Below are 20,223 nucleotides of genomic sequence, written 5' to 3'. Positions count from 1 at the left end.
TATGCTATCAAGGTTGATAAATGAGCAGGAGGTGGACTTAGTGGCAGTTAAAATTCGTTTAAAGCGGATGGGTTCAAAGCGTAAGCCTTTCTACCGGATCGTTGTAGCAGACTCACGCTCCCCGCGTGACGGTCGTTTCATCGAAGCCGTGGGCTATTACAACCCGTTGACTAATCCAGTCGATTTGAAATTAAATGAAGAAGATATTTTGAACTGGCTTCAAAAAGGCGCACAACCTTCAGATACTGTACGTAACTTGCTTGGTAGCAAGGGCATCATGCAGAAGTATCACGAAGCGCGCTTTGCCAAGAAATAAAGGCGGTTATCAATGGTGGATATCGGCAGCTTGATTCAAGCAATCGTCACCCCGTTGGTTACACAACCAGAAGCCGTCAAGGTGACTGCGCATGAAACAGGTGATTACATGGCCTTTGATTTGGCTGTGGCACCTGAAGATGTCGGCCGCGTGATCGGCAAACAAGGTCGGGTTGCGCAAGCGATCCGAACCATTGTATATAGTGTCAAAAGCCCGTACAACAAGCGGGTGCGGCTCAATATTTTGGATGCATCGCATGCAGAATAAAAAGACTGACGCATACCGCGTCGGTCTTTTTATTTTGAAAGAGCGTTCGCTGGCCCGGTTAGAAAGCGGAGCATAAGTGGCCTTGAACCTAAATGGCTGGGTTTTGGCATTTAAGTTCAAGGTCCTTATGCGGAGGTTTCTGGGCCAGCGAACGCGTTTGAGAAGAGCGCGAACAGGAGCGATTAGAAACCGGAACATAAGTGGCCTCAAGCCTAAATGGCTGGGCTTTAGCTATTTAGGTTCAAGGTCCTTATGTGGAGGTTTCTGCGACTGTGAGCGCGTTTAGAGGAGGAAGAACATGCCTGATTATTATGACATCGGCACCATTGTGAACACGCACGGTATTCGTGGCGAAGTACGCGTCCTTGTCACGACCGATTTCCCGGCCGATCGTTTTAAGGTTGGTAACACTGTTTATGTGGCAACATCACCAAAAACTGCCTTAACGATTCAATCCGTGCGAGAACACAAGGGGCTCACCTTGCTGACCTTTAAGGATTACACCGATATTAATCAAGTCCTGCCATTTAAAGGCAAGAAACTACAAGTTACCGAGACAGCGTTACAACCGCTGGACGAGGGAAGTTACTATTACAAAGACATTATCGGCTTAACGGTTATTGATGAACAAGGTCAGACGCTCGGCAAAGTCAATGAAATCTTAAGCCCGGGTCCCAATGACGTGTGGGTTATTCCTCGTAGCGGTAAAAGCGATATTTTACTGCCTTTCCTAAAATCCGTTGTCCAGTCCATCGACTTAGATCAGAAAGTGGCGCATGTGATCGTGCCGGAAGGGTTGATTGACGATGCAGATTGATGTTTTAAGTCTTTTTCCGAATATGTTTGAGCCGTTGCGCGAAAGCATGATCGGCAAGGCGATTGAACGCGAGCTACTTAATTTTGATGTGGTGGATTATCGCAGCTATAGTCATGACAAGCATCATCATGTTGATGACACGCCATATGGTGGCGGTGCAGGCATGTTGTTGAAACCAGAACCGCTATTTGAGGCGATGGATGGCATCAACGAACGTCACCCCAGTCCAAAGCGAGTCATTTTAATGGACCCGGCTGGTAAGAAGTTCAACCATCAAGCCGCTCGAGAGTTATCGCAAGAAGATCATCTCGTCTTCATCTGTGGCCACTACGAAGGCTATGATGAACGCATCCGCACGCTTGTCACCGATGAATATTCATTAGGCGATTACGTTCTCACTGGTGGTGAACTCCCTGCTATGGTCATGATTGACGCTATTGTCCGTCTCCTGCCAGGCGTTCTCGGCAATGATGAAAGTGCCCACACCGATAGCTTCGAGAACGGTCTCCTCGAGTATCCGCAATACACCCGGCCTCCAGAATACCGGGGGATGAAAGTGCCTGAAGTCCTCCAAAATGGCAATCACCAACTCATCGCTCGCTGGCGCCAAAAGGAAAGCCTTCGCCGCACCTATCTTCGCCGTCCAGATCTTTTGAAAACCATTACCCTCGATCAAACTGCTCAAAAACTCTTGCGAGAAGTTAAAACAGAAGAAGCTACTAAGGCGGCAGAAGCAAGATTGAAGAATCAATCCTGAACGTTAGCATACCGTAAAGATTTTCACCTTTACACGTCCAACCAGTCATGGTAAACTTATTAACTGTGATACGTCACACATCAACGACATTCCGCTGGTCGGGATGATTATGAATGTCGGCAAAGGAGAAATACCCATGAACCCATTGATTCAAGAAATTACCAAGAAACAGTTACGCGATGACATTCCAGACTTCCGTCCTGGTGATAACGTCCGTGTCCATGCCAAGATTGTTGAAGGCGAACGCGAACGTATCCAGCTCTTCGAAGGCGTTGTTATCAAGCGTCACGGTGTTGGCATTTCCGCTACTTATACAGTACGTAAGATCTCAAACGGCGTTGGTGTGGAACGGACATTCCCGTTACATTCACCACGTGTTGAAAAGATCGAAGTTACCCGTCACGGCCAAGTTCGTCGGGCAAAGCTCTACTACCTGCGCGCATTACGTGGGAAAGCAGCTCGTATCCGCGAAAAGCGTCGTTAATACTGGAAAAAGGCCGGCAAACGGTCTTTTTTTTTGAGCGTGAGCCAGCCCGCTTAGAAAACGGTGTGTAAGTGGTCTCGGTCGTGATGGCCGGCTTTTAGTCATTGCAACTGATGTCCTTACATGCAGGTTTCTGGGCTGGCAAGCGCGTTATAGCGAAGCATGAGTAGGATGGAAAACTCGTACACGCAAAAAAGAAGCACCCACAGACTCGAGGTGAAGGCTGATGGATGATCAGCTTGTCTACATCGTCTACTATGCGGATCAGTCGGCACCGACTGAGTTGTTGAAAGCCTTCTCGTCAGAACGACGAGCCGCAGAATATGTTGCGATGTTAAAGAATGCGCCTTATCCTAAGCATGAGGCGGCGAATTATCGTTACGCCGCAGTGCAACTCAACTGATGCACGCCACTGAAATTGTAGGAGGTAGCATGATGGCAGAACAACCAAAAGAACGACTGGATCGTATCAATGAATTAGCTAAAAAAGATCGCAGTGTTGGTTTGACACCCGAAGAGAAAATCGAGCGTCAACAATTGCGCGAGGCTTATTTAAAGGACTTTCGTGCCGGATTGCGAGATCAAATCGAGCATACGCAGGTCTTTGATAAAAAAGGCAAGGAGCTCACTAGCAAAAAAGTTCAGAAGATTCAACGTGAACACGGTTGGCGAAAAGATTAGTCTTTTCAACGTCAACCTGCTTTAGTACAATGAAGAATGAAACTTGAAGGAGGCCGCACATTGTTAATCACAGTACTTGTGGGGATCATTGCCTTACTGGTCGGCTTGGCAGGCGGTTTCTTCGGGGCACGGGCTTACATGAAGAAGTATTTTCAGGATAATCCGCCTGTGAACGAAGAAATGCTGCGCACGATGATGATGCAGATGGGTCAAAAACCATCTGCTAAGAAACTGAACCAGATGATGGCGCAAATGAAACAAGCCCAACGTAACGCTAAGTAATTGCTAAGAAAGCGCGATGACAGGAATCACTTTGTCATCGCGCTTTCGTGTCCCAGTGCGTTTGTGCTATGATGAGAGAACGTTAATTATTTTGAGATGCTGATGGGGAAACCATGAGCAAAAGGGTTAAGGAGCAGTGTCGTGGGAATCTTTAGAAAATTAGGTTGGTATTTTAAACAAGAATGGCGCCGGTATTTGCTCGGCGTTACTTTTTTGCTGCTTGTGGCCTTGGTGAATTTGATTCCGCCAAAAGTTATTGGGGATCTCGTTGATGCGATGAGCAAATCTCGGTTAACTAGCAGTCACTTGGCGTGGATGCTGGGGTTATTGCTGTTTTCTGGGGTTGCCCAGTATTTATTCCGGTTTGGCTGGCGTAATGCGATCTGGGGTGGCGCTGCGAAGCTTGAACGAACGTTACGTACGCGGCTATTTTGGCACTTTATGAAAATGGACGCCACGTTTTATCAAAAACACCGTACTGGGGATTTGATGGCACATGCGACCAATGACCTGAACGCGGTGCAAAACGTTGCCGGGGCCGGTATTTTAACCTTGTTCGACTCCATGATTACTGGCGGCACCACCATCATTGCGATGGTGTTGGTCGTTGACTGGCGGTTGACGATTGTTGCCATTTTGCCAATGCCATTGTTGGCGGTGATGGCACGAAAACTAGGCACCCGCTTGCATGCGGCTTTTTCTGAATCGCAGGCGGCTTTTTCACGTTTGAATGATAAAACGCAGGAAAGTGTCAGCGGCATTAAAGTCATTAAAACATTTGGCCAGGAAGCCGAAGATACGGCAGATTTTAATCAAATTGTCGACCATACCGTGCAAATTAATCGGCGCGTGAATATGATCGATGCCTTATTTGATCCAACAACAAGTCTGATCATGGGCTTAACCTATGTCATCACGATCATCTATGGCGGCTGGCAGGTCGTTCATGGACAAATCACGATTGGCCAACTGGTTTCCTTTGTGACGTATGTGTCAGCATTAGTGTGGCCGATGTTTGCGATTGGCCGATTGTTTAACATTCTAGAACGTGGGAATGCCAGTTATGATCGGGTCGATGAACTGTTGCAGGAAAAGTCGACGATCCTTGAAGCCAAAGACGCGATTACGACACCAGCGCATGGCGATATTCGTTATCAAATCAATAAATTTAGTTATCCGGATGATCAACAGGTCGCTTTAAGCCGTGTCCATTTTACGCTGCCTGAAGGTCACACGCTAGGGATTGTCGGCAAGGTCGGCGCCGGGAAAAGCACTATTTTTAAGTTGCTTTTACGCGAGTTTGATAACTACGATGGCGTGATTGATTTTGGCGGCCATAATATCAAAGATTATTCACTGGACGCCTTGTTAGATTCGATCGGTTATGTGCCACAGGACAACTTCTTATTCTCGACAACAGTTGCCGATAACATTCGCTTTTCAGCGTTCGAAAAGGGACAACAGGATGTTGAGCAAGCGGCTAAAGAAAGTGCTGTTCACGAGGACATTAAAAAGTTTGCGGCTGGCTATGACACGCTGGTGGGTGAAAAAGGAGTCAGTCTGTCAGGCGGTCAAAAGCAACGGCTGTCTATCGCACGAGCAGTGATCAACGCGCCTGAACTCTTGATTCTCGATGATGCCTTGTCTGCAGTGGATGCTAAAACCGAAGAAGAAATTTTAGCCAACATGAAGCAGGATCGTGCCCATAAGACGACAATCATTGCTGCTCATCGTCTCAGCTCAGTGATGCATGCGGATGAGATTCTCGTCCTTGAAAATGGTCAGGTGATTGAGCGCGGGACTCATGAACAATTAATTACCAAGCATGGCTGGTATGCCGAAATGTGGGCAAAACAAGAAATGGAAGCAGCGGAAGAAGGTGAATCACTTGGCAAGTAAGGGGTATGAGAGTGCCTGGTCGAAAAGTATTCCGATTCGACAACAACTCAAAATTATGAAGCGGCTGATGGGGTACACTAAGCCGTATAAGCGACAGTTCGTTGGCGCCATTGTGGCGGCTGCGTTGCTTGCAGGCATGAACGTTTTGCTACCATTCATTCTCCAACAGTTCATGGATCGTTATTTGGCCAATCAAAGTGCAACGGTTCAGATTCTGCTGCTGTTTGCAGCACTCTATGCATTTGGCACGCTCGTTAAAGCTGTTTTCCAATTTTTTCAAACATTTTTATTCAACATGGGCGCAGAACGCGGCTTAGAAGATGCTCGCCGTCAGCTGTTTGCCAAACTGCACACGTTAGGTATGCGGTATTTTGATCAAACGCCAGCTGGTTCGATTGTTTCGCGTGTCACCAATGACACAATGACATTTTCCGATTTCTGGAACGTCATTTTAGCTGTTATCGTCGGGTTATTCTCAGTTATTAGCAGCTTTGCCATCATGTTTGCGGCCAATCCAAAGATAGCCTTGATGGTCGCTGCCTTTCTGCCCATTTTGCTCATAGTGGTCTGGTATTACAGCACTTACAGTTCCAAGGTTTATCGGCACATGCGTGAAAAACTGTCAGAGTTGAATACCCAACTGAACGAATCTATTGAAGGCATCGGCATCATTCAGCAGTTTCGCCAGGAAAATCGCATTAGTCAAGAATTCGAAGCGACGAATGAGGAATATCTGGACTCACGTAAGGCGATGATTCGCGTCAATTCTTTGTTGCTGTCATCAGTGATTAACTTGTTATATTCCTTTGCGTTGATTGCGGTTTTATGGGCCTTTGGATTGATTTCGATGCATAGTTACGTGGAAGCTGGACTGATCTATGCGTTCACGACTTACACGGCAAACTTCTTTAATCCGATGGTTAATATGATGGATAACCTTTCGTTTTTGCAGGATGGCGTTGTTGCGGGTAGCCGGATTTTCCGGATTCTCGACAGTCAAGAGTATGCGCCAGCGCAGCATCCTGATGCTCATGCGCTGATCCAACAAGGCAAAATCGAATTCCGGCACGTCAGTTTTGCTTATGATGGCAAGCACGATATTTTGCATGATATCAGCTTCGTTGCCAATCCGGGGGAAACCGTGGCCTTGGTCGGGCACACCGGTTCCGGAAAAAGCTCGATTATCAACGTTATGATGCGGTTCTACGAGTTTGGTGAAGGCCAGATTTTAATTGATGACGTGGACATTCGCGACTATCCCATGCCAGAATTGCGGAAAAAATTAGGATTAGTATTGCAGGATTCATTCATGTTCTATGGCGATATCAGTAGCAATATTCGCTTGTTCAATGACAGTATTACCGATGAGCAAGTGAAACAGGCGGCTGAGTTTGTGCAAGCTGATCGCTTTATCGATAAACTACCAGGCACCTATCATGCCAAGGTTATTGAAGGTGGCACTGAGTTTTCCAGCGGCGAACGACAACTGATTTCCTTTGCCCGCACAGTGGTGACTGACCCGAAAATTCTCGTACTGGACGAAGCGACGGCCAACATTGATACGGAAACAGAGTCCGTTATTCAAGAAGGCTTGCGTCGGATTCGGCAAGGGCGAACGACAATTGCAATTGCCCATCGGCTATCAACGATTCAAGATGCCAACCTGATTTTAGTTTTGAATGCAGGTCGAATTGTTGAACGCGGCACGCATGACGAATTGTTAGCCAAGCGTGGCCGATACTATGAAATGTATCATCTGCAAATTGGCGATCATGCCGAATAAATGCAAATCATTAAAAAGATCCCCAGTACCATGTACAGGCAATTACGCTTGCATACGGTACCGGGGATCTTTTTCAATATAAATCGAATTGACATGATTACTCATTGGTTTTGTTTTTTTGATCAATGGCTATATCCTTATTGGCCTGATCCTGCGTTGCCTTTAACAATTCAAGTTGCTGGCGGGTTTCAGTGAGTTGATTAACCATTTCACCCAGAACCTCAACGGTGAGTCGTTGGCTCTCAAATAAGTTGGGGTTGTCATCTGAAATAATGTGATTCAACTTTGAGTGTAACAGTCGGATTTCTTCTTCTGATTTTAGATTGACATGATAATCATTTTTCGCTTCTAAGCGATCATATTCCGCCGCTCGATTTTGGCTCATCATAATGAGTGGTGCTTGCAAAGCAGCGATCATGCTCAGAAATAAGTTAAGCAAAATGAAAGGAAATGGATCGAATTTCGCCCCGAAAATGCCAACCGTATTCAGGATCATCCACACAATCATAAAACCAGAAAAAATGATAATGAATGGCCAAGATCCGGCATATTTAGCAACGGCATCGGCAATTCGCTCGCCAAAAGTAATCGTCGCTTCCATGTTGTCGTAAACATTGGTCAGCTGAAAGTTGTCTTTGACCAAAGCCTGCGACATTTTTCGATTGATTTTATCATGCGCACGCGCATCTTGCCGTTGTTGGCGCCGCATGCGTTCTAGCCGATAAGTCAGAAGGTGAGGATTGCAGATGAAACTGTTCTTAGTCGCCTTCGGATAGTCGTTTCTGATGATATTGGCCAACTTAGGCTCCAAGTCGCTTAAGAAAAGGCCATCGCTAATCGCATAGACTTTACCGTCCACCAAGCAGGTTGCAGTTTGAGGATTGATCAAGACTTATTTTCCTTTCTTAATTCAGCAGATTCATTCAATTCTTTTCTCGGCAACATGACCATGGCGGATGCCATAGCTGAAGTAGATGACAAGTCCGAAGGCAAACCAGATCAGACTCATAATCCAAGTTTCGACACTTAACTGAGTCATCAATAGCAGACAAAACAGAAAAGAAATAATCGGCGTCACTGGATACCCAGGAACTTTGAAACCTTCGTTGTTAAAGGCTTGATGTCGGCGCAAGGGGATGATGCCAATTGAGACGAAGGCAAAAGCAATTAAGGTGCCGATATTGACGAGGTTGACTAGTTGCGTGAGTGGCACAAGGCCGCCCATGATCGCAATGATCAAAACAACAGTCCACAACGCATTTTCAGGCAGATGGCCTTTAACGTGACCAAACCAACGGGGTAACAGTCCGTCACGGCCGATCGCATAAATCAACCTTGATGAGCTGTAGATCATGGTGACCATCATGGTGAACATGCCAGCCAAGGCGCCTACCGAAATGATACCGCCAACGCTACGCAGATGCACGGCGCTCAAGGCAAAAGCAACTGGATCGGCCACATCTAATTTGGTGAATGGTACCATGCCAGTCAAAACAATCGCGACTAACACATACAAAATGGTGGCAATGACTAAAGTGCCGATGATGCCGCGTGGTAGCGTATGTTGCGGATTTTTGACCTCTGGTGCTGAAGCAGACACGGCGTCAAAGCCAAGATAGGCAAAGAAAACCATCGCAGCACCGGCAAGTACACCTTTTGCACCAAATGGCAAATATGGATGCCAGTTAGCTGGCTGAACGTAAAAAAAGCCAACGACAATAAAAATGGCAATAATGAGTAACTTAACTAATACCATTAAACGATTAATCGCCATGGAGGATTGCATACCGCGTGACAACATAACACCAATGATAAGAACAACAATGACCGCAATTAGATTCACATAAGTACCGTGACTCGGCGAAAACGGACCGGCAATAGCTGCTGGCAAGGTGATGTGAAAGCCTTGTAGAAGACTAGCGAAATACGCAGAAAAACTGGTTGAAACCGCGGCAACTGCCAGCATATATTCCAAAATAAGTGCCCAGCCAATAATCCATCCAAAGACTTGACCAAACACGAGATTGCCGTAAGCATAAGCCGAGCCGGCAACTGGCAGAGCCGATGCGAATTCGGCATAACACATAGCCGCTAGCGAGCAGACGATGGCAGCCAAAATAAAAGCAATCGTGATCGCTGGTCCGCTGGTAGTCGCCGCTACTGTTCCGGGAAGAATAAAGATTCCCGTACCTATGACGGCACCAATACCTAACGCGATCAGGTCACGCGTTGTTAAACTGCGTGTCAGTAAATGATCAGCATTGAGTGCGGCCTGAACATCAGGTTTTCGGGTCATCTGTTTCCAAAGATTCATGAATCAAGCTCACTTTCTGTATTGAATAAAAAGGAAAAAGGTTCGACTAGCGAACCTTAAACTTCTCCGTGTTCTTTTTCTTCCAGATATTTCTTCTTGTCAGGCACATACTTGTACTCTGGATTGATCGCGTAATCGAGCGCGTTAAAGTTTTCCTGCAGCTTGTCACTAAAAGCGGCAAGGGCTTCGTCGGTCAGCTTACCTTTAGGCGGTTCAACAGGTGCACCGAAGCGCACAATCGCAGGCTTACGTTTAAATAATGACCAAAAAGAACCAGGTCCTTGATAAACAGCTGGGACGATGGGGGCTTTGGCTAGTTTTGCAATGAGAATCGCGCCGCCCTTCATATCAGCTGAATAGCGAGAGCCAGTTGGGAAAATCATGAGCGCTTTGTGTTCGTCTTTTAACGCACGAACCGGTACTTTAATCGCGCTAGGACCGGGATGGGCCCGATCAACTGGAAAGGCGCCCACTTTGACTAACAGCCAACGCATTAAAGGATTCTTGAACAATACACTTTTGGCCATAAATGAAAAATGATGCGGCCACGAAGCCAGTGCTAGAAAAACGGGATCGAGCCACGTACGGTGCGGCGCAACCAAAACAAACGGCCCTTCAGGTAGCTGCTGTTTGTTCTGAGTTTGGGCGTGGCCATTGATGAGCCAGATTAAACCGGCAATGATATAACGCAGAAAACTATAAAACATGGCTTATTCTTCCTTCATGGATAAACTTTGTGGTAAATTATACCATTGTATAGCGCACTTCGGAGGAAAAAGGTGTTCGTGATGTCATTATTACCAGGTGAACGGGTTGATGTTCTGGCCAGTCGCAACATTAAAATCATTCAGAGTTCAGCCGTTTTTTCATTCTCACTGGATGCGGTTCTTTTGGCCAACTTCGCCCAGGTCAAGCGGCACAGCCGGGTGGTCGATCTGGCCGCCGGGAACGGTGCTGTCGGACTTTTTTTGGCAAGGGACACGGACCAGCAGGTGACCATGGTTGAGTTACAGCCGCGACTAGCTGATATGGCGAAGCGAAGTGTGGCGCTGAATCAACTTCAAAATGTGACTGTTCAAGTCGGTGATTTAGCTGATGCCACCCAAATGGTTGCCAAAGATTCAGTCGACATCGTCACCTGCAATCCACCTTATTTTAAAGTGAGTTCGCAAAGTATCACTAATCCAAATGATCATTTAGCCTTGGCTCGGCACGAATTAACGACTGACTTCGCAACGGTTGCGCGCGTCAGTGCCGATTTACTGAAATATCAAGGCAAAGCTTTTTATGTTCATCGACCTGAACGACTGGCCGAACTGCTGACGACTTTGACAGTGGTCGGCTTGGCGCCGAAACGGTTGCAGTTTATTCATCCCCGGGAAGATCGCGAGGCGAATATGGTATTAATCGAAGCCATCAAAGCCGGGCGACCAAACGGGATTCGAATTATGCCACCATTGATTGTTCACGAAGCGGATGGCACATACTCGTCATCGGTGAGGAGGTTGCTGAATGGCGACTAAAACGTATTACTTTTACGTGCTGTTATGCGCAGATGGCAGTTTTTATGGCGGCTTCACCGATGATGTCAAAGCGCGTGTGGCCACGCATAATGCCGGTAAAGGCGCTAAATACACCGCCCAACGACTTCCGGTTCGCTTGTTGTACCACGAAGCCTTCGCTGACAAGCACGATGCTTTATCAGCAGAATGGCATTTCAAACATCAGAGCCGGCATCGTAAGGAAGTCTTTTTGGAAGATCATCAGGTTGATTGGCGGTAAACAGGATTGATGTCAATTAAATGATTTAACGAATGATGCAATGGTCAACTGGTGCTCAGGTTCTAGAATAGAAAGCAGAGAGTTTGCGGAGCCAGCTCGGACTACCGGAGACTACCCACCAAGAATAGAACTGAAGCAAAGACTACCTTCTTGCGGTTGCTTCAAAAACGCGTTCTCAGGCGCAGAAACCTGATCACGCTCCGAAACGCGATCACCACCCCAGAAACCGGGGTGGTTCACGCTCTTGTCAAAGTAAAGAAAAGTCTGTATAATCTTCTAAGTGCGATATGCACAAACCACATTGACGATTGATCGTGAGTGGGGTGCTTCGATTGAAGTCCACCTGCGAGGAGACGTCGTCAAGAGGAATAAAACCATAATGGAGGAACAAACGCATGGCAGTATTAAGCATGAAACAGCTTCTTGAAGCTGGTGTACATTTTGGTCATCAGACCCGTCGTTGGAACCCTAAGATGAAGCCGTATATCTTTACGGAACGTAATGGCATCTACATCATCGATCTGCAAAAGACCGTTAAGATGATCGACGACGCTTACAATTTTGTTAAAGAAGAAGCTCAAAACGGTGGTGTCTTCTTGTTCGTTGGGACCAAGAAACAGGCACAGGACGCAATTGCTGAAGAAGCAACTCGTGCCGGTCAATACTATGTCAACCATCGTTGGTTGGGTGGTACTTTGACTAACTGGAACACGATCCAGACTCGGATCAAGCGTCTCAAGGATATCAAGAAGATGGCCACAGATGGCACCTTTGATGTTCTTCCTAAGAAGGAAGTTTCTCTTCTTAAGAAGCAACAAGATAAGCTTGAGAAGTTCTTGGGCGGTATCGAAGACATGCCTCGCATTCCAGACGTGTTGTTCATCGTTGACCCACGCAAGGAAAAGATTGCTGTTCAGGAAGCACAAAAACTGAACATTCCGATCGTTGCGATGGTTGATACTAACACCGACCCTGACGACATTGACGTGATCATTCCTTCTAACGACGATGCTATCCGTGCCGTTCGTCTGATTACTTCTAAGATGGCAGATGCTATCATTGAAGGCAATCAGGGTGAAGATCAAGACGACGCTCAGGAACAACAAGTAGCTGCCGACAAAAAGGCTGATTCCATGGAAGATATTGTGGAAGCCGTTGAAGGCGACAACAAAAGTGCAAAATAATTAATTAAACAATAGGCTGTCTGAGGGTTTCGCATACTGCAAGATCTGCAGGCAGCCTTTTTTAAATCAAGGAGGATCAGATCCATGGCTCAAATTACTGCTGCACAAGTTAAGGAATTACGCGATCGGACACAAGTCGGCATGATGGATGCTAAAAAGGCATTGGTTGCGGCTGATGGCGATATGGACAAAGCTATTGATGTTTTGCGTGAAAAGGGCTTGGCCAAGGCTGCTAAAAAGAGCGGCAATATTGCCGCTGAAGGTTTAGCCGAAATTGCGGTTAACGGTAATACCGCTGCAATTATCGAAGTTAACTCCGAAACAGACTTTGTTGCTTCAAATGATCAGTTCAAGGACTATGTTAATAATGTTGCTGCAGCGATTGCGGCTAATAAGCCAGCCGACCTTGAAGCTGCTAAGGCAACCAAGATGAGTGATGGCCAGACAGTTGACGAAGGTGCAATTGCCTTAACCACAGTTATCGGCGAAAAGATCAGCCTGCGTCGTTTCCAAGTTGTTGAAAAGACAGACAACGAACACTTTGGCAAGTATCTGCACAATGGTGGCCAAATCGCAGCCTTGACCGTTATCGAAGGCGCAGATGACGACACTGCCAAAGATGTCGCGATGCATGTTGCTGCCATCAATCCTGAATATTTGGATCGGACCAAGGTACCGGCAGAAGAATTGAAGCATCAAACCGATATCTTTACAGAAGAAACCAAAAACGAAGGCAAGCCAGAAAAGATCGTGCCACGTATCGTTGAAGGCCGTGTTAACAAATGGCTCGGCGAAATTTCCCTTGTGGACCAAGAATTCGTCAAGGATCCTGACCAAACCGTTGCTAAGTATGTTGCTGCAAAAGGCGGCAAGGTGAAGGGCTTCGTTCGTTATGAAGTCGGCGAAGGTATTGAAAAGAAACAAGAAAACTTTGCTGATGAAGTGATGGATCAGATTAAGGGTTAATTGCTTGAAGGGACACTGTCAACTCGGCAGCGTCCCTTTTTACTTATCTTGAAAAATTAAAAACGTCCGTTCCTTTTCCGCGCTATACACCGTGTGACTGCGTGTTTTTGGGGTACCCTGATCCGTGGTGAGGGAAAATAACGGTCCGCAATTCTTAATTTCAAATCAGCTTCTTTCCGCAGAAACCCTGCGACTATGGTAAAATAGTGCCAGCAACCAACGGAGGTATAGGATACATGGTCAAATATAACCGGATCGTATTAAAAATCAGCGGTGAAGCGCTGGCAGGTGAGGCTGGCTTCGGCATCAAGCCACCGGTCATTGCGACGATCGCAAAGCAAATTAAAGAAGTGCACGAACTTGGGGTTCAAATTGCCATTGTTTGTGGCGGCGGCAACATCTGGCGCGGCGAAACAGGCGCCGAAATGGGAATGGAACGTGCGCAGGCCGATTACATGGGCATGTTGGCAACGGTCATGAATGCATTAGCATTGCAGGACAACTTGGAAAGTCAAGGCGTTCCGACTCGCGTTCAAACATCCATTGAAATGCGGCAAATTGCTGAACCATATATTCGGCGCAAGGCAATCCGTCACCTAGAAAAAGGTCGCGTGGTTATTTTTGCTGGTGGTACCGGGAATCCGTACTTTAGCACGGACACAACCGCTGCCTTACGCGCCGCAGAAATTGGCGCTGATGTCATTCTGATGGCGAAAAACAATGTTGATGGGGTTTACTCTGCTGATCCGAATAAGGATACGCATGCAGTGAAGTACGAAAGTCTGACCCACATGGACATTATCAATAAGGATCTCAAAGTCATGGACTCAACAGCCAGCACCTTGTCCATGGACAACGACATCGATTTGGTCGTCTTTAACCTCAATGAGCCAGGCAACATCAAACGCGTGGTTGAAGGCCAGAAGATTGGCACAACAATCGAAGGGAGAAGCTAATGGCAAATCAAATCATTGATCAAGCAAAAGTAAATATGGGTAAAACTGAAGAATCGTTGCAACGCGAACTCGGCAATATTCGAGCAGGCCGAGCAAACGCCAGTCTGTTGAATCAGATTACGGTGGAATATTATGGTGCACCGACACCGCTCAACCAAATGGCGGCCATTACGATTCCAGAGCCGCGTGTTCTGCAAGTGAGCCCATATGACAAGTCCTCATTAAAGAACATCGAAACCGCGCTTAATGCCAGTGATCTAGGCATCAACCCAGCAAACGATGGCGATGTCATTCGTTTGGTCATTCCACAATTAACCGGCGAACGGCGTAAAGAAATTGCCAAAGAAGTCGGCAAATACTCTGAAAGCGCCAAAATCGCGGTCCGCAACATTCGCCGTGAAGGTCTCGACAAACTCAAGCGCCAAGAAAAAGACGGCGACATCACCGAAGACGACTTGCATCGCTTAGAAAAAGACATGCAAAAGGCTACTGATGACGCCACCAAGCGCATCGATGAAATCGCTGCAGCTAAAGAAAAAGAAATTACTGAAGTTTAATTTCAGCGACCAACAAAAAGGCTGGGACATAATTCTCAGCCAAACAATAAAAAGGAACAATTTTCGATTTGAAAAATTGTTCCTTTTTGGTTTCTCATGAAATATTTACTGCGATTTTAAAGACCGTAGTGCCAAGGCGGAGCAATCGTAGGCCAGATGGGGCTCAGCCGTGCAAACAACACAGCGACGGGCTGTGGAGCTGATGTTGTTAGGCGACTTCGAGACCGGTTTTTGGGCTCGAAGCGCCGTCTCCGCTCTAGCTCCGCGTCGCCACCCCAGCTGGCCGGAGATTGCGGAGTTTGGCACGGCAAGCATATTTTATGCCTAGAACCTTCCGACGATTAATCAGCATTTAATGGTCACAAGTCTTGCGAGGAAATTATGGCTCACCCTTTTCCTATACCCTAATGGCACCCGTTGTCCAGATCCGTGTTACTAATAAAATATCCCCACTTATACCCGCGCTAGTTCGCGCTCTGCCTCTTTTTCTGCTACAATCGTTAAAGACATTTGGTGCAAGGACACCATCGACGTTATGAGGAGGCACCGATTTTGGCCACATCCAAGGCTTCTAAAGTTAAACTTGATCCCGCGCGAATTCCCGCTCATATTGCGATCATCATGGACGGCAATGGCCGGTGGGCGAAACGCCGCTTTTTACCGCGTGTTGCCGGTCATAAACAAGGCATGCAAAATGTCAAAACGATCACCAAAGCTGCCAGTCGCTTAGGGGTTAAAGTTTTGACCTTGTATGCTTTTTCAACGGAAAACTGGAAGCGGCCGGGTTCAGAGGTCAATTACCTCATGCGCCTGCCGGTTGATTTTTTCAATGACTTCATGCCTGACTTGATCAAGGAAAATGTTAAAGTTGAGGTGATGGGCGAACTGGATGACTTGCCACCGCAAACGCGTCAAGCAAGCGAAGAAGCCATGGCTGACACCGCCAATAATACCGGCATGATTCTTAACTTTGCATTGAATTATGGCGGACGTGACGAGCTTGTCCATGCAGCACAAAAGCTCGCTAAACAAGTACAGGAAGGCGAGTTATCTCCGGATGATATTGATGACCGTCACTTTGCCAATGCGTTGATGACCGGATTTCTTGGCGACCTAGCTGATCCGGACTTATTGATTCGCACCAGCGGGGAACTGCGAATTTCAAATTTCTTGCTTTGGCAGATTGCTTACAGTGAGTTGGTATTCGTGGATGATTATTGGCCAGACTTTTCGCCTGCAGCTCTAGAAGCAGCGATTGCTGAATATCAGGCACGGGATCGCCGATTTGGCGGGTTAAAAAAATAAAACAGCTATTTTTTGGTAATGGAGGATTTATTACGATGAAACAACGGGTCATTACGGCAGTCGTTGCCTTGGCTATCTTTATACCGATTTTGATTGCTGGTGGCGGTTGGATTGATATTGCCGGTGCAGTTTTAGCAGTGATCGCTTTGTCAGAAGTGTTTATCATGCGGAAACGAATTCTGGTTTCGGCTGATTATCTAATCGCTGCTCTTGGTGTGCTGGTGGTTGTTCTGCCTAACAGTTTTTTCCGCTGGCTGCCTGCTTTTCTTGGACGAATCGATTTAATATATATTGCGGTAGCGCTGTTGCTATTCCTGACCGTCACGACCAAGAATAAAACTACCTTTGACGACATTGGTGTGTCAGTATTGTCCTTCTTTTATATTGGCACTGGGTTTCATTATCTGATTAGTGTTCGTAATGATGCTGGCTTGGACACCTTGATGTTTGCGTTGCTGATTGTGTGGCTGACGGACACTGGGGCTTATATGATTGGCCGTAAGTTGGGCCGTCATAAGTTGTGGCCGGCTATCAGTCCTAATAAAACCATCGAAGGCAGTCTTGGCGGGATTGCACTGGCGTTGATCACCGCCGCCATCTATCTGATGTTCTTCCCGCAGTACTATACCTTCTGGCCGATGATGGGGATCGCCCTATTTTTGTCCGTTATCGGTCAGATTGGGGATCTAATCGAATCTGCTTTGAAACGCTTCTACGGCGTCAAAGATTCCGGCAAGATTCTTCCAGGCCACGGTGGGATTCTCGACCGTTTTGACAGTTTGTTGCTGGTTTTGCCGATGCTGCATCTGTTTGGCATTGTCTAACCATTAAGGAGATTTTATGACCACTATCATCGCCTTTATCGTTATCTTCTGCATTCTTGTGGTAGTTCACGAGTTTGGCCATTTTTACTTTGCAAAACGCAGCGGCATTCTAGTCCGGGAATTTTCGATCGGTATGGGCCCGAAGCTGTGGGCGTCGCACAAGAACAATACGACCTACACGCTGCGGTTGCTACCACTTGGCGGATACGTCCGCATGGCTGGCTGGCAAGATGAGGAGGACGAGATTAAGCCCGGGACGATGCTGAGCCTGATTCTTAACGATCAAGGCAAGGTTGTCCGGATCAATGCCAGTGACAAAACGACTTTGGCCGGCGGAATGCCGGTTCAAGTGAGTCGCGTCGATTTAGTTAAGGATCTGGTGATTGAAGGTTATCCAAACGGGGATGAAACAGCCTTGCAAACTTGGCAGGTTGACCACGATGCGACGATCATTGAAGAAGACGGAACCGAGGTTCAGATCGCGCCAGAAGACGTTCAGTTTCAAAACGCCCCGGTTTGGCGCCGGTTATTGGTCAACTTCGCCGGTCCGATGAATAACTTCTTACTCGCGATTCTAGCTTTTATTATTTACGGTCTGTTTTTTGGTGTTCAGGTGCTCAATACCAACCAAATCGGAACAGTTGTGCCAGGTTATCCAGCCGCAGAAGCTGGTCTTAAGTCCAATGCGACGGTGCAAACAATTGACGGTCAAAAAATGTCATCATTCACGGATCTTTCAAAGATTGTCAGTAAAAATGCCGGTAAATCAGTGACATTTACCGTGAAGGAAAACGGTAAAAGCAAGAACATCGTGATCAAGCCGAATAAAGAAGGCAAGATCGGGGTTGAAGCACACGTCGATAAGTCCCCAGCAAATGCCATTCCTTTTGGCTTTTCTCAAACTTGGAATTTGGCTGTCCGCACTTGGGACGTGCTCAAATCCATGGTGACCGGCGGCTTTTCACTCAATAAACTGGCTGGCCCGGTTGGTATTTATACCATGACGAGTCAAAGTGCCAAAGGCGGTATTCAAGGATTACTCTTCTTTATGGGTTACTTGAGTCTCGGCTTAGGGATTACCAATTTGATGCCGATTCCAGTGCTTGATGGTGGTAAAATTCTTTTGAACCTGATCGAAATTATTCGCCGTAAGCCATTAAAACCGGAAACGGAAGGCGTTGTGACCATGATTGGCTTGGGCCTGATGGTTCTATTAATGCTAGCGGTCACAATCAACGATATCATGCGCTACTTTTAAAATATTCTAGCTTTGGAGGCTGACATGAAACAATCACGGATGTTTATTCCCACAGAAAAAGAAGTACCGAGCTCAGCGGAGGCCAAGTCGCATAAGATGATGTTGCGGTCTGGCTTTGTGCGTCAGATTCAAGCAGGCGTTTATGCTTATTTACCACTTGCGGAACGCGTTTTAGCACGGATTGAAGCCATTATTGACGATGAAATGACCAAAATCGATGCTGTTAAAATGAAAATGCCTGTCCTCTTGCCAGCTGAATTATGGGAAGAATCCGGACGTTATGAAACTTACGGTCCTAATTTATTTAAATTGAAGAATCGTCAGGACCGGAAAATGATCTTAGGCCCGACGCACGAAGAAACCTTCACCGATTTGGTCCGTAATGAATTAAAATCCTACAAGCGGATGCCATTGGTGTTGTATCAAATTCAGGATAAGTTTCGTGATGAAGATCGTCCGCGTTATGGTGTTTTACGTGGTCGGGAATTCATCATGCAAGATGCTTATTCCTTTACTAGTAATGACCAGGATTTGGATACCATTTATCGGCAGATGGAACATGCTTATACCAATATCTTTGATCGGTTAGGCTTGCGCTATCGGTCGATCATCGGTGACGGCGGTGCCATGGGTGGTAAGGATTCAAAAGAATTTTCCGCGATTGCTGATATTGGTGAAGATACGATTGTTTATTCAGATAGTTCTGACTATGCAGCGAACCTTGAAATGGCAACCAGCATGGCGTTGCCAAAACAAGGGGTCGAAGAACAGGCAGCGCTCGAACCTGTTGATACTAAGGATGCCAAAACGATCGCTGAAGTCGCTGAATTCTTGAAGGTACCAGAAAAGAAATTGATCAAGGCTGTCCTTTTCATGGCTGATGGCGCACCGGTATTGGCCTTGGTTCGTGGTGACTATGAAGTCAACCCGACTAAGTTAAAGAATTTGTTGAATGCTGACTTTCTTGATATGGCGACACCTGAACAAGTGAAGACCGTGATGCACGCAGAAGTCGGTAATATTGGGCCGGTAAATGTCGATAAAGACGTGCGGATCATTGCAGACAATAGTCTAAGCGACCTGACTAATCTTGTCGCAGGCGCTAATAAAGCGCACACGCATTTGCTTAACGTCAATTTTGATCGTGATGTTACCCCGGAAACCTATGCCGATATTCGATTTGTGACTGAAGGTGAAGTTTCTCCGGATGGCCAAGGTGTCCTGAAGTTTACACGTGGGATTGAAATTGGCCACATCTTCAAATTAGGAACCCGATACACGGAAACTATGGGAGCTAATTTTCTTGACGAGAATGGCCGCAGTCAACCGATCATCATGGGTTCATATGGGATTGGTGTTTCCCGTTTGCTTTCTGCGATTGCAGAACAGCAAGCCGATGAACATGGGCTAGTTTGGCCAACCACGATTGCCCCGTTTGATATTCATCTCATTCCAGTTAATCTGAAGCGCGAAGAACAAAAGTCACTGACGGCTTCGATTGAAACAATGCTAGAAGATGCAGGTTACAGCGTTTTGGTTGATGATCGTAACGAACGCCCAGGGGTTAAGTTCGCAGATTCTGATTTGATTGGTGTACCATTACGTGTCACGGTCGGTAAAAAAGCGGTTGACGAGATTGTTGAACTGAAACTGCGTAAAACCGGCGAGACAATCGAAGTTAAAAAAGAAGAATTGATCAGCTCGATCAAGATTCTGATGGGTCAGCTGAATAAGCAAGAACAAGATAATTGATAGACTGAGGAGACGACTGAAGCAGCTGCTTTGGTCGTT

23 protein-coding genes are annotated in these 20,223 nt (G+C 46.6%); 20 read left to right on the top strand and 3 right to left on the bottom strand.

The window, feature by feature from the left end:
• The first annotated feature begins 40 nt into the window (after positions 1-40).
• The 10 genes from rpsP to AC07KQ_RS07905 all read left to right on the top strand — a co-directional run bounded on the left by rpsP (position 41) and on the right by AC07KQ_RS07905 (position 7,286).
• The gene (gene rpsP / locus AC07KQ_RS07950; protein WP_003564756.1) at positions 41-316 is read left to right on the top strand and encodes a 30S ribosomal protein S16; all 276 of its coding nucleotides are present in this window, start codon (positions 41-43) and stop codon (positions 314-316) included.
• A gap of 12 nt (positions 317-328) precedes the next feature.
• On the top strand, positions 329-583 hold the full coding sequence (locus AC07KQ_RS07945) for a KH domain-containing protein (RefSeq protein WP_003570439.1): 255 nt from the start codon (positions 329-331) through the stop codon (positions 581-583).
• A gap of 298 nt (positions 584-881) precedes the next feature.
• A complete protein-coding gene (gene rimM / locus AC07KQ_RS07940; protein ID WP_003575298.1) occupies positions 882-1,400 on the top strand; it encodes a ribosome maturation factor RimM in 519 nt (172 codons plus the stop codon).
• Positions 1,390-2,157, top strand: a complete 768-nt coding sequence (gene trmD / locus AC07KQ_RS07935) for a tRNA (guanosine(37)-N1)-methyltransferase TrmD (protein ID WP_016388324.1) — start codon at positions 1,390-1,392, stop codon at positions 2,155-2,157. Before rimM ends, trmD begins: the two co-directional genes overlap by 11 nt.
• A 136-nt stretch (positions 2,158-2,293) precedes the next feature.
• Complete coding sequence (gene rplS / locus AC07KQ_RS07930) at positions 2,294-2,641, top strand: 50S ribosomal protein L19 (RefSeq protein ID WP_003564764.1); 348 nt, start codon at positions 2,294-2,296, stop codon at positions 2,639-2,641.
• Positions 2,642-2,867: 226 nt separating this feature from the next.
• Complete coding sequence (locus AC07KQ_RS07925) at positions 2,868-3,044, top strand: hypothetical protein (protein ID WP_003564766.1); 177 nt, start codon at positions 2,868-2,870, stop codon at positions 3,042-3,044.
• A gap of 32 nt (positions 3,045-3,076) precedes the next feature.
• Positions 3,077-3,322, top strand: a complete 246-nt coding sequence (locus AC07KQ_RS07920) for a DUF896 domain-containing protein (protein ID WP_003658561.1) — start codon at positions 3,077-3,079, stop codon at positions 3,320-3,322.
• Positions 3,323-3,382: 60 nt separating this feature from the next.
• Positions 3,383-3,604 (top strand): YneF family protein, encoded by a 222-nt coding sequence (locus AC07KQ_RS07915; protein ID WP_003564771.1) that lies wholly within the window; start codon positions 3,383-3,385, stop codon positions 3,602-3,604.
• A 141-nt stretch (positions 3,605-3,745) separates the two neighbouring features.
• Complete coding sequence (locus AC07KQ_RS07910; RefSeq protein WP_016388323.1) at positions 3,746-5,503, top strand: ABC transporter ATP-binding protein; 1,758 nt, start codon at positions 3,746-3,748, stop codon at positions 5,501-5,503.
• On the top strand, positions 5,493-7,286 hold the full coding sequence (locus tag AC07KQ_RS07905) for an ABC transporter ATP-binding protein (RefSeq protein WP_003590981.1): 1,794 nt from the start codon (positions 5,493-5,495) through the stop codon (positions 7,284-7,286). Before AC07KQ_RS07910 ends, AC07KQ_RS07905 begins: the two co-directional genes overlap by 11 nt.
• Before the next feature lie 97 nt (positions 7,287-7,383).
• Here AC07KQ_RS07905 and AC07KQ_RS07900 read toward each other — a convergent pair whose 3' ends face one another.
• From AC07KQ_RS07900 to AC07KQ_RS07890, 3 genes are read right to left on the bottom strand one after another with little or no spacing between them, the layout of a single operon-like run.
• Positions 7,384-8,175 (bottom strand): DUF1003 domain-containing protein, encoded by a 792-nt coding sequence (locus AC07KQ_RS07900; RefSeq protein ID WP_480156535.1) that lies wholly within the window; start codon positions 8,173-8,175, stop codon positions 7,384-7,386.
• 30 nt (positions 8,176-8,205) lie between these two features.
• A complete protein-coding gene (locus tag AC07KQ_RS07895; RefSeq protein ID WP_003570435.1) occupies positions 8,206-9,600 on the bottom strand; it encodes an amino acid permease in 1,395 nt (464 codons plus the stop codon).
• Between the two features lie 56 nt (positions 9,601-9,656).
• The gene (locus AC07KQ_RS07890; protein ID WP_016388322.1) at positions 9,657-10,307 is read right to left on the bottom strand and encodes a lysophospholipid acyltransferase family protein; all 651 of its coding nucleotides are present in this window, start codon (positions 10,305-10,307) and stop codon (positions 9,657-9,659) included.
• 81 nt (positions 10,308-10,388) lie between these two features.
• On the opposite strand from AC07KQ_RS07890, the gene AC07KQ_RS07885 reads away from it, so the two are divergent.
• The 10 genes from AC07KQ_RS07885 (at position 10,389) to AC07KQ_RS07840 (ending at position 20,184) form a co-directional block, all read left to right on the top strand.
• Positions 10,389-11,123 carry a tRNA1(Val) (adenine(37)-N6)-methyltransferase gene (locus AC07KQ_RS07885; protein WP_011674542.1) on the top strand — a complete coding sequence of 245 codons (735 nt, stop codon included), beginning with the start codon at positions 10,389-10,391 and terminating at the stop codon, positions 11,121-11,123.
• Entirely contained in the window at positions 11,113-11,382 is a 270-nt protein-coding gene (locus AC07KQ_RS07880; protein WP_003565812.1) for a GIY-YIG nuclease family protein, read from the top strand. The genes AC07KQ_RS07885 and AC07KQ_RS07880 overlap by 11 nt, the downstream gene beginning before the upstream one ends.
• A gap of 395 nt (positions 11,383-11,777) precedes the next feature.
• Positions 11,778-12,566 carry a 30S ribosomal protein S2 gene (gene rpsB, locus AC07KQ_RS07875; protein WP_003565810.1) on the top strand — a complete coding sequence of 263 codons (789 nt, stop codon included), beginning with the start codon at positions 11,778-11,780 and terminating at the stop codon, positions 12,564-12,566.
• A gap of 84 nt (positions 12,567-12,650) precedes the next feature.
• Entirely contained in the window at positions 12,651-13,532 is an 882-nt protein-coding gene (tsf, locus tag AC07KQ_RS07870) for a translation elongation factor Ts (RefSeq protein WP_003565808.1), read from the top strand.
• Between the two features lie 236 nt (positions 13,533-13,768).
• Positions 13,769-14,488 (top strand): UMP kinase, encoded by a 720-nt coding sequence (gene pyrH, locus AC07KQ_RS07865; RefSeq protein ID WP_003565806.1) that lies wholly within the window; start codon positions 13,769-13,771, stop codon positions 14,486-14,488.
• Positions 14,488-15,045, top strand: coding sequence for a ribosome recycling factor (frr, locus tag AC07KQ_RS07860; RefSeq protein WP_003565804.1), 558 nt, complete (start codon positions 14,488-14,490; stop codon positions 15,043-15,045). Before pyrH ends, frr begins: the two co-directional genes overlap by 1 nt.
• A 552-nt stretch (positions 15,046-15,597) precedes the next feature.
• Positions 15,598-16,350, top strand: coding sequence for an isoprenyl transferase (locus AC07KQ_RS07855; protein WP_016388468.1), 753 nt, complete (start codon positions 15,598-15,600; stop codon positions 16,348-16,350).
• Between the two features lie 35 nt (positions 16,351-16,385).
• Positions 16,386-17,174 (top strand): phosphatidate cytidylyltransferase, encoded by a 789-nt coding sequence (locus AC07KQ_RS07850; protein ID WP_003565800.1) that lies wholly within the window; start codon positions 16,386-16,388, stop codon positions 17,172-17,174.
• A gap of 16 nt (positions 17,175-17,190) precedes the next feature.
• The gene (gene rseP, locus AC07KQ_RS07845; RefSeq protein WP_016388467.1) at positions 17,191-18,432 is read left to right on the top strand and encodes an RIP metalloprotease RseP; all 1,242 of its coding nucleotides are present in this window, start codon (positions 17,191-17,193) and stop codon (positions 18,430-18,432) included.
• Positions 18,433-18,456: 24 nt separating this feature from the next.
• A complete protein-coding gene (locus AC07KQ_RS07840) occupies positions 18,457-20,184 on the top strand; it encodes a proline--tRNA ligase (protein ID WP_016384518.1) in 1,728 nt (575 codons plus the stop codon).
• Positions 20,185-20,223: the final 39 nt, after the last annotated feature.

This window comes from Lacticaseibacillus sp. YLM2-1 (assembly GCF_056583465.1).
Note: the sequence above shows the minus strand (reverse complement) of the source record. Positions and strands in the feature narration are given on the sequence as shown.

Coding starts and splice junctions, on each gene's coding strand:
- rplS (WP_003564764.1), top strand. CDS start 2,294: ATGAACCCATTGATTCAAGAAATTACCAAGAAACAGTTACGCGATGAC.
- AC07KQ_RS07895 (WP_003570435.1), bottom strand. CDS start 9,600: ATGAATCTTTGGAAACAGATGACCCGAAAACCTGATGTTCAGGCCGCA.
- AC07KQ_RS07880 (WP_003565812.1), top strand. CDS start 11,113: ATGGCGACTAAAACGTATTACTTTTACGTGCTGTTATGCGCAGATGGC.
- trmD (WP_016388324.1), top strand. CDS start 1,390: ATGCAGATTGATGTTTTAAGTCTTTTTCCGAATATGTTTGAGCCGTTG.
- frr (WP_003565804.1), top strand. CDS start 14,488: ATGGCAAATCAAATCATTGATCAAGCAAAAGTAAATATGGGTAAAACT.
- pyrH (WP_003565806.1), top strand. CDS start 13,769: ATGGTCAAATATAACCGGATCGTATTAAAAATCAGCGGTGAAGCGCTG.
- AC07KQ_RS07890 (WP_016388322.1), bottom strand. CDS start 10,307: ATGTTTTATAGTTTTCTGCGTTATATCATTGCCGGTTTAATCTGGCTC.
- tsf (WP_003565808.1), top strand. CDS start 12,651: ATGGCTCAAATTACTGCTGCACAAGTTAAGGAATTACGCGATCGGACA.
- AC07KQ_RS07945 (WP_003570439.1), top strand. CDS start 329: ATGGTGGATATCGGCAGCTTGATTCAAGCAATCGTCACCCCGTTGGTT.
- rimM (WP_003575298.1), top strand. CDS start 882: ATGCCTGATTATTATGACATCGGCACCATTGTGAACACGCACGGTATT.
- AC07KQ_RS07920 (WP_003658561.1), top strand. CDS start 3,077: ATGGCAGAACAACCAAAAGAACGACTGGATCGTATCAATGAATTAGCT.
- rpsB (WP_003565810.1), top strand. CDS start 11,778: ATGGCAGTATTAAGCATGAAACAGCTTCTTGAAGCTGGTGTACATTTT.
- AC07KQ_RS07885 (WP_011674542.1), top strand. CDS start 10,389: ATGTCATTATTACCAGGTGAACGGGTTGATGTTCTGGCCAGTCGCAAC.
- rseP (WP_016388467.1), top strand. CDS start 17,191: ATGACCACTATCATCGCCTTTATCGTTATCTTCTGCATTCTTGTGGTA.
- AC07KQ_RS07840 (WP_016384518.1), top strand. CDS start 18,457: ATGAAACAATCACGGATGTTTATTCCCACAGAAAAAGAAGTACCGAGC.
- AC07KQ_RS07850 (WP_003565800.1), top strand. CDS start 16,386: ATGAAACAACGGGTCATTACGGCAGTCGTTGCCTTGGCTATCTTTATA.
- AC07KQ_RS07925 (WP_003564766.1), top strand. CDS start 2,868: ATGGATGATCAGCTTGTCTACATCGTCTACTATGCGGATCAGTCGGCA.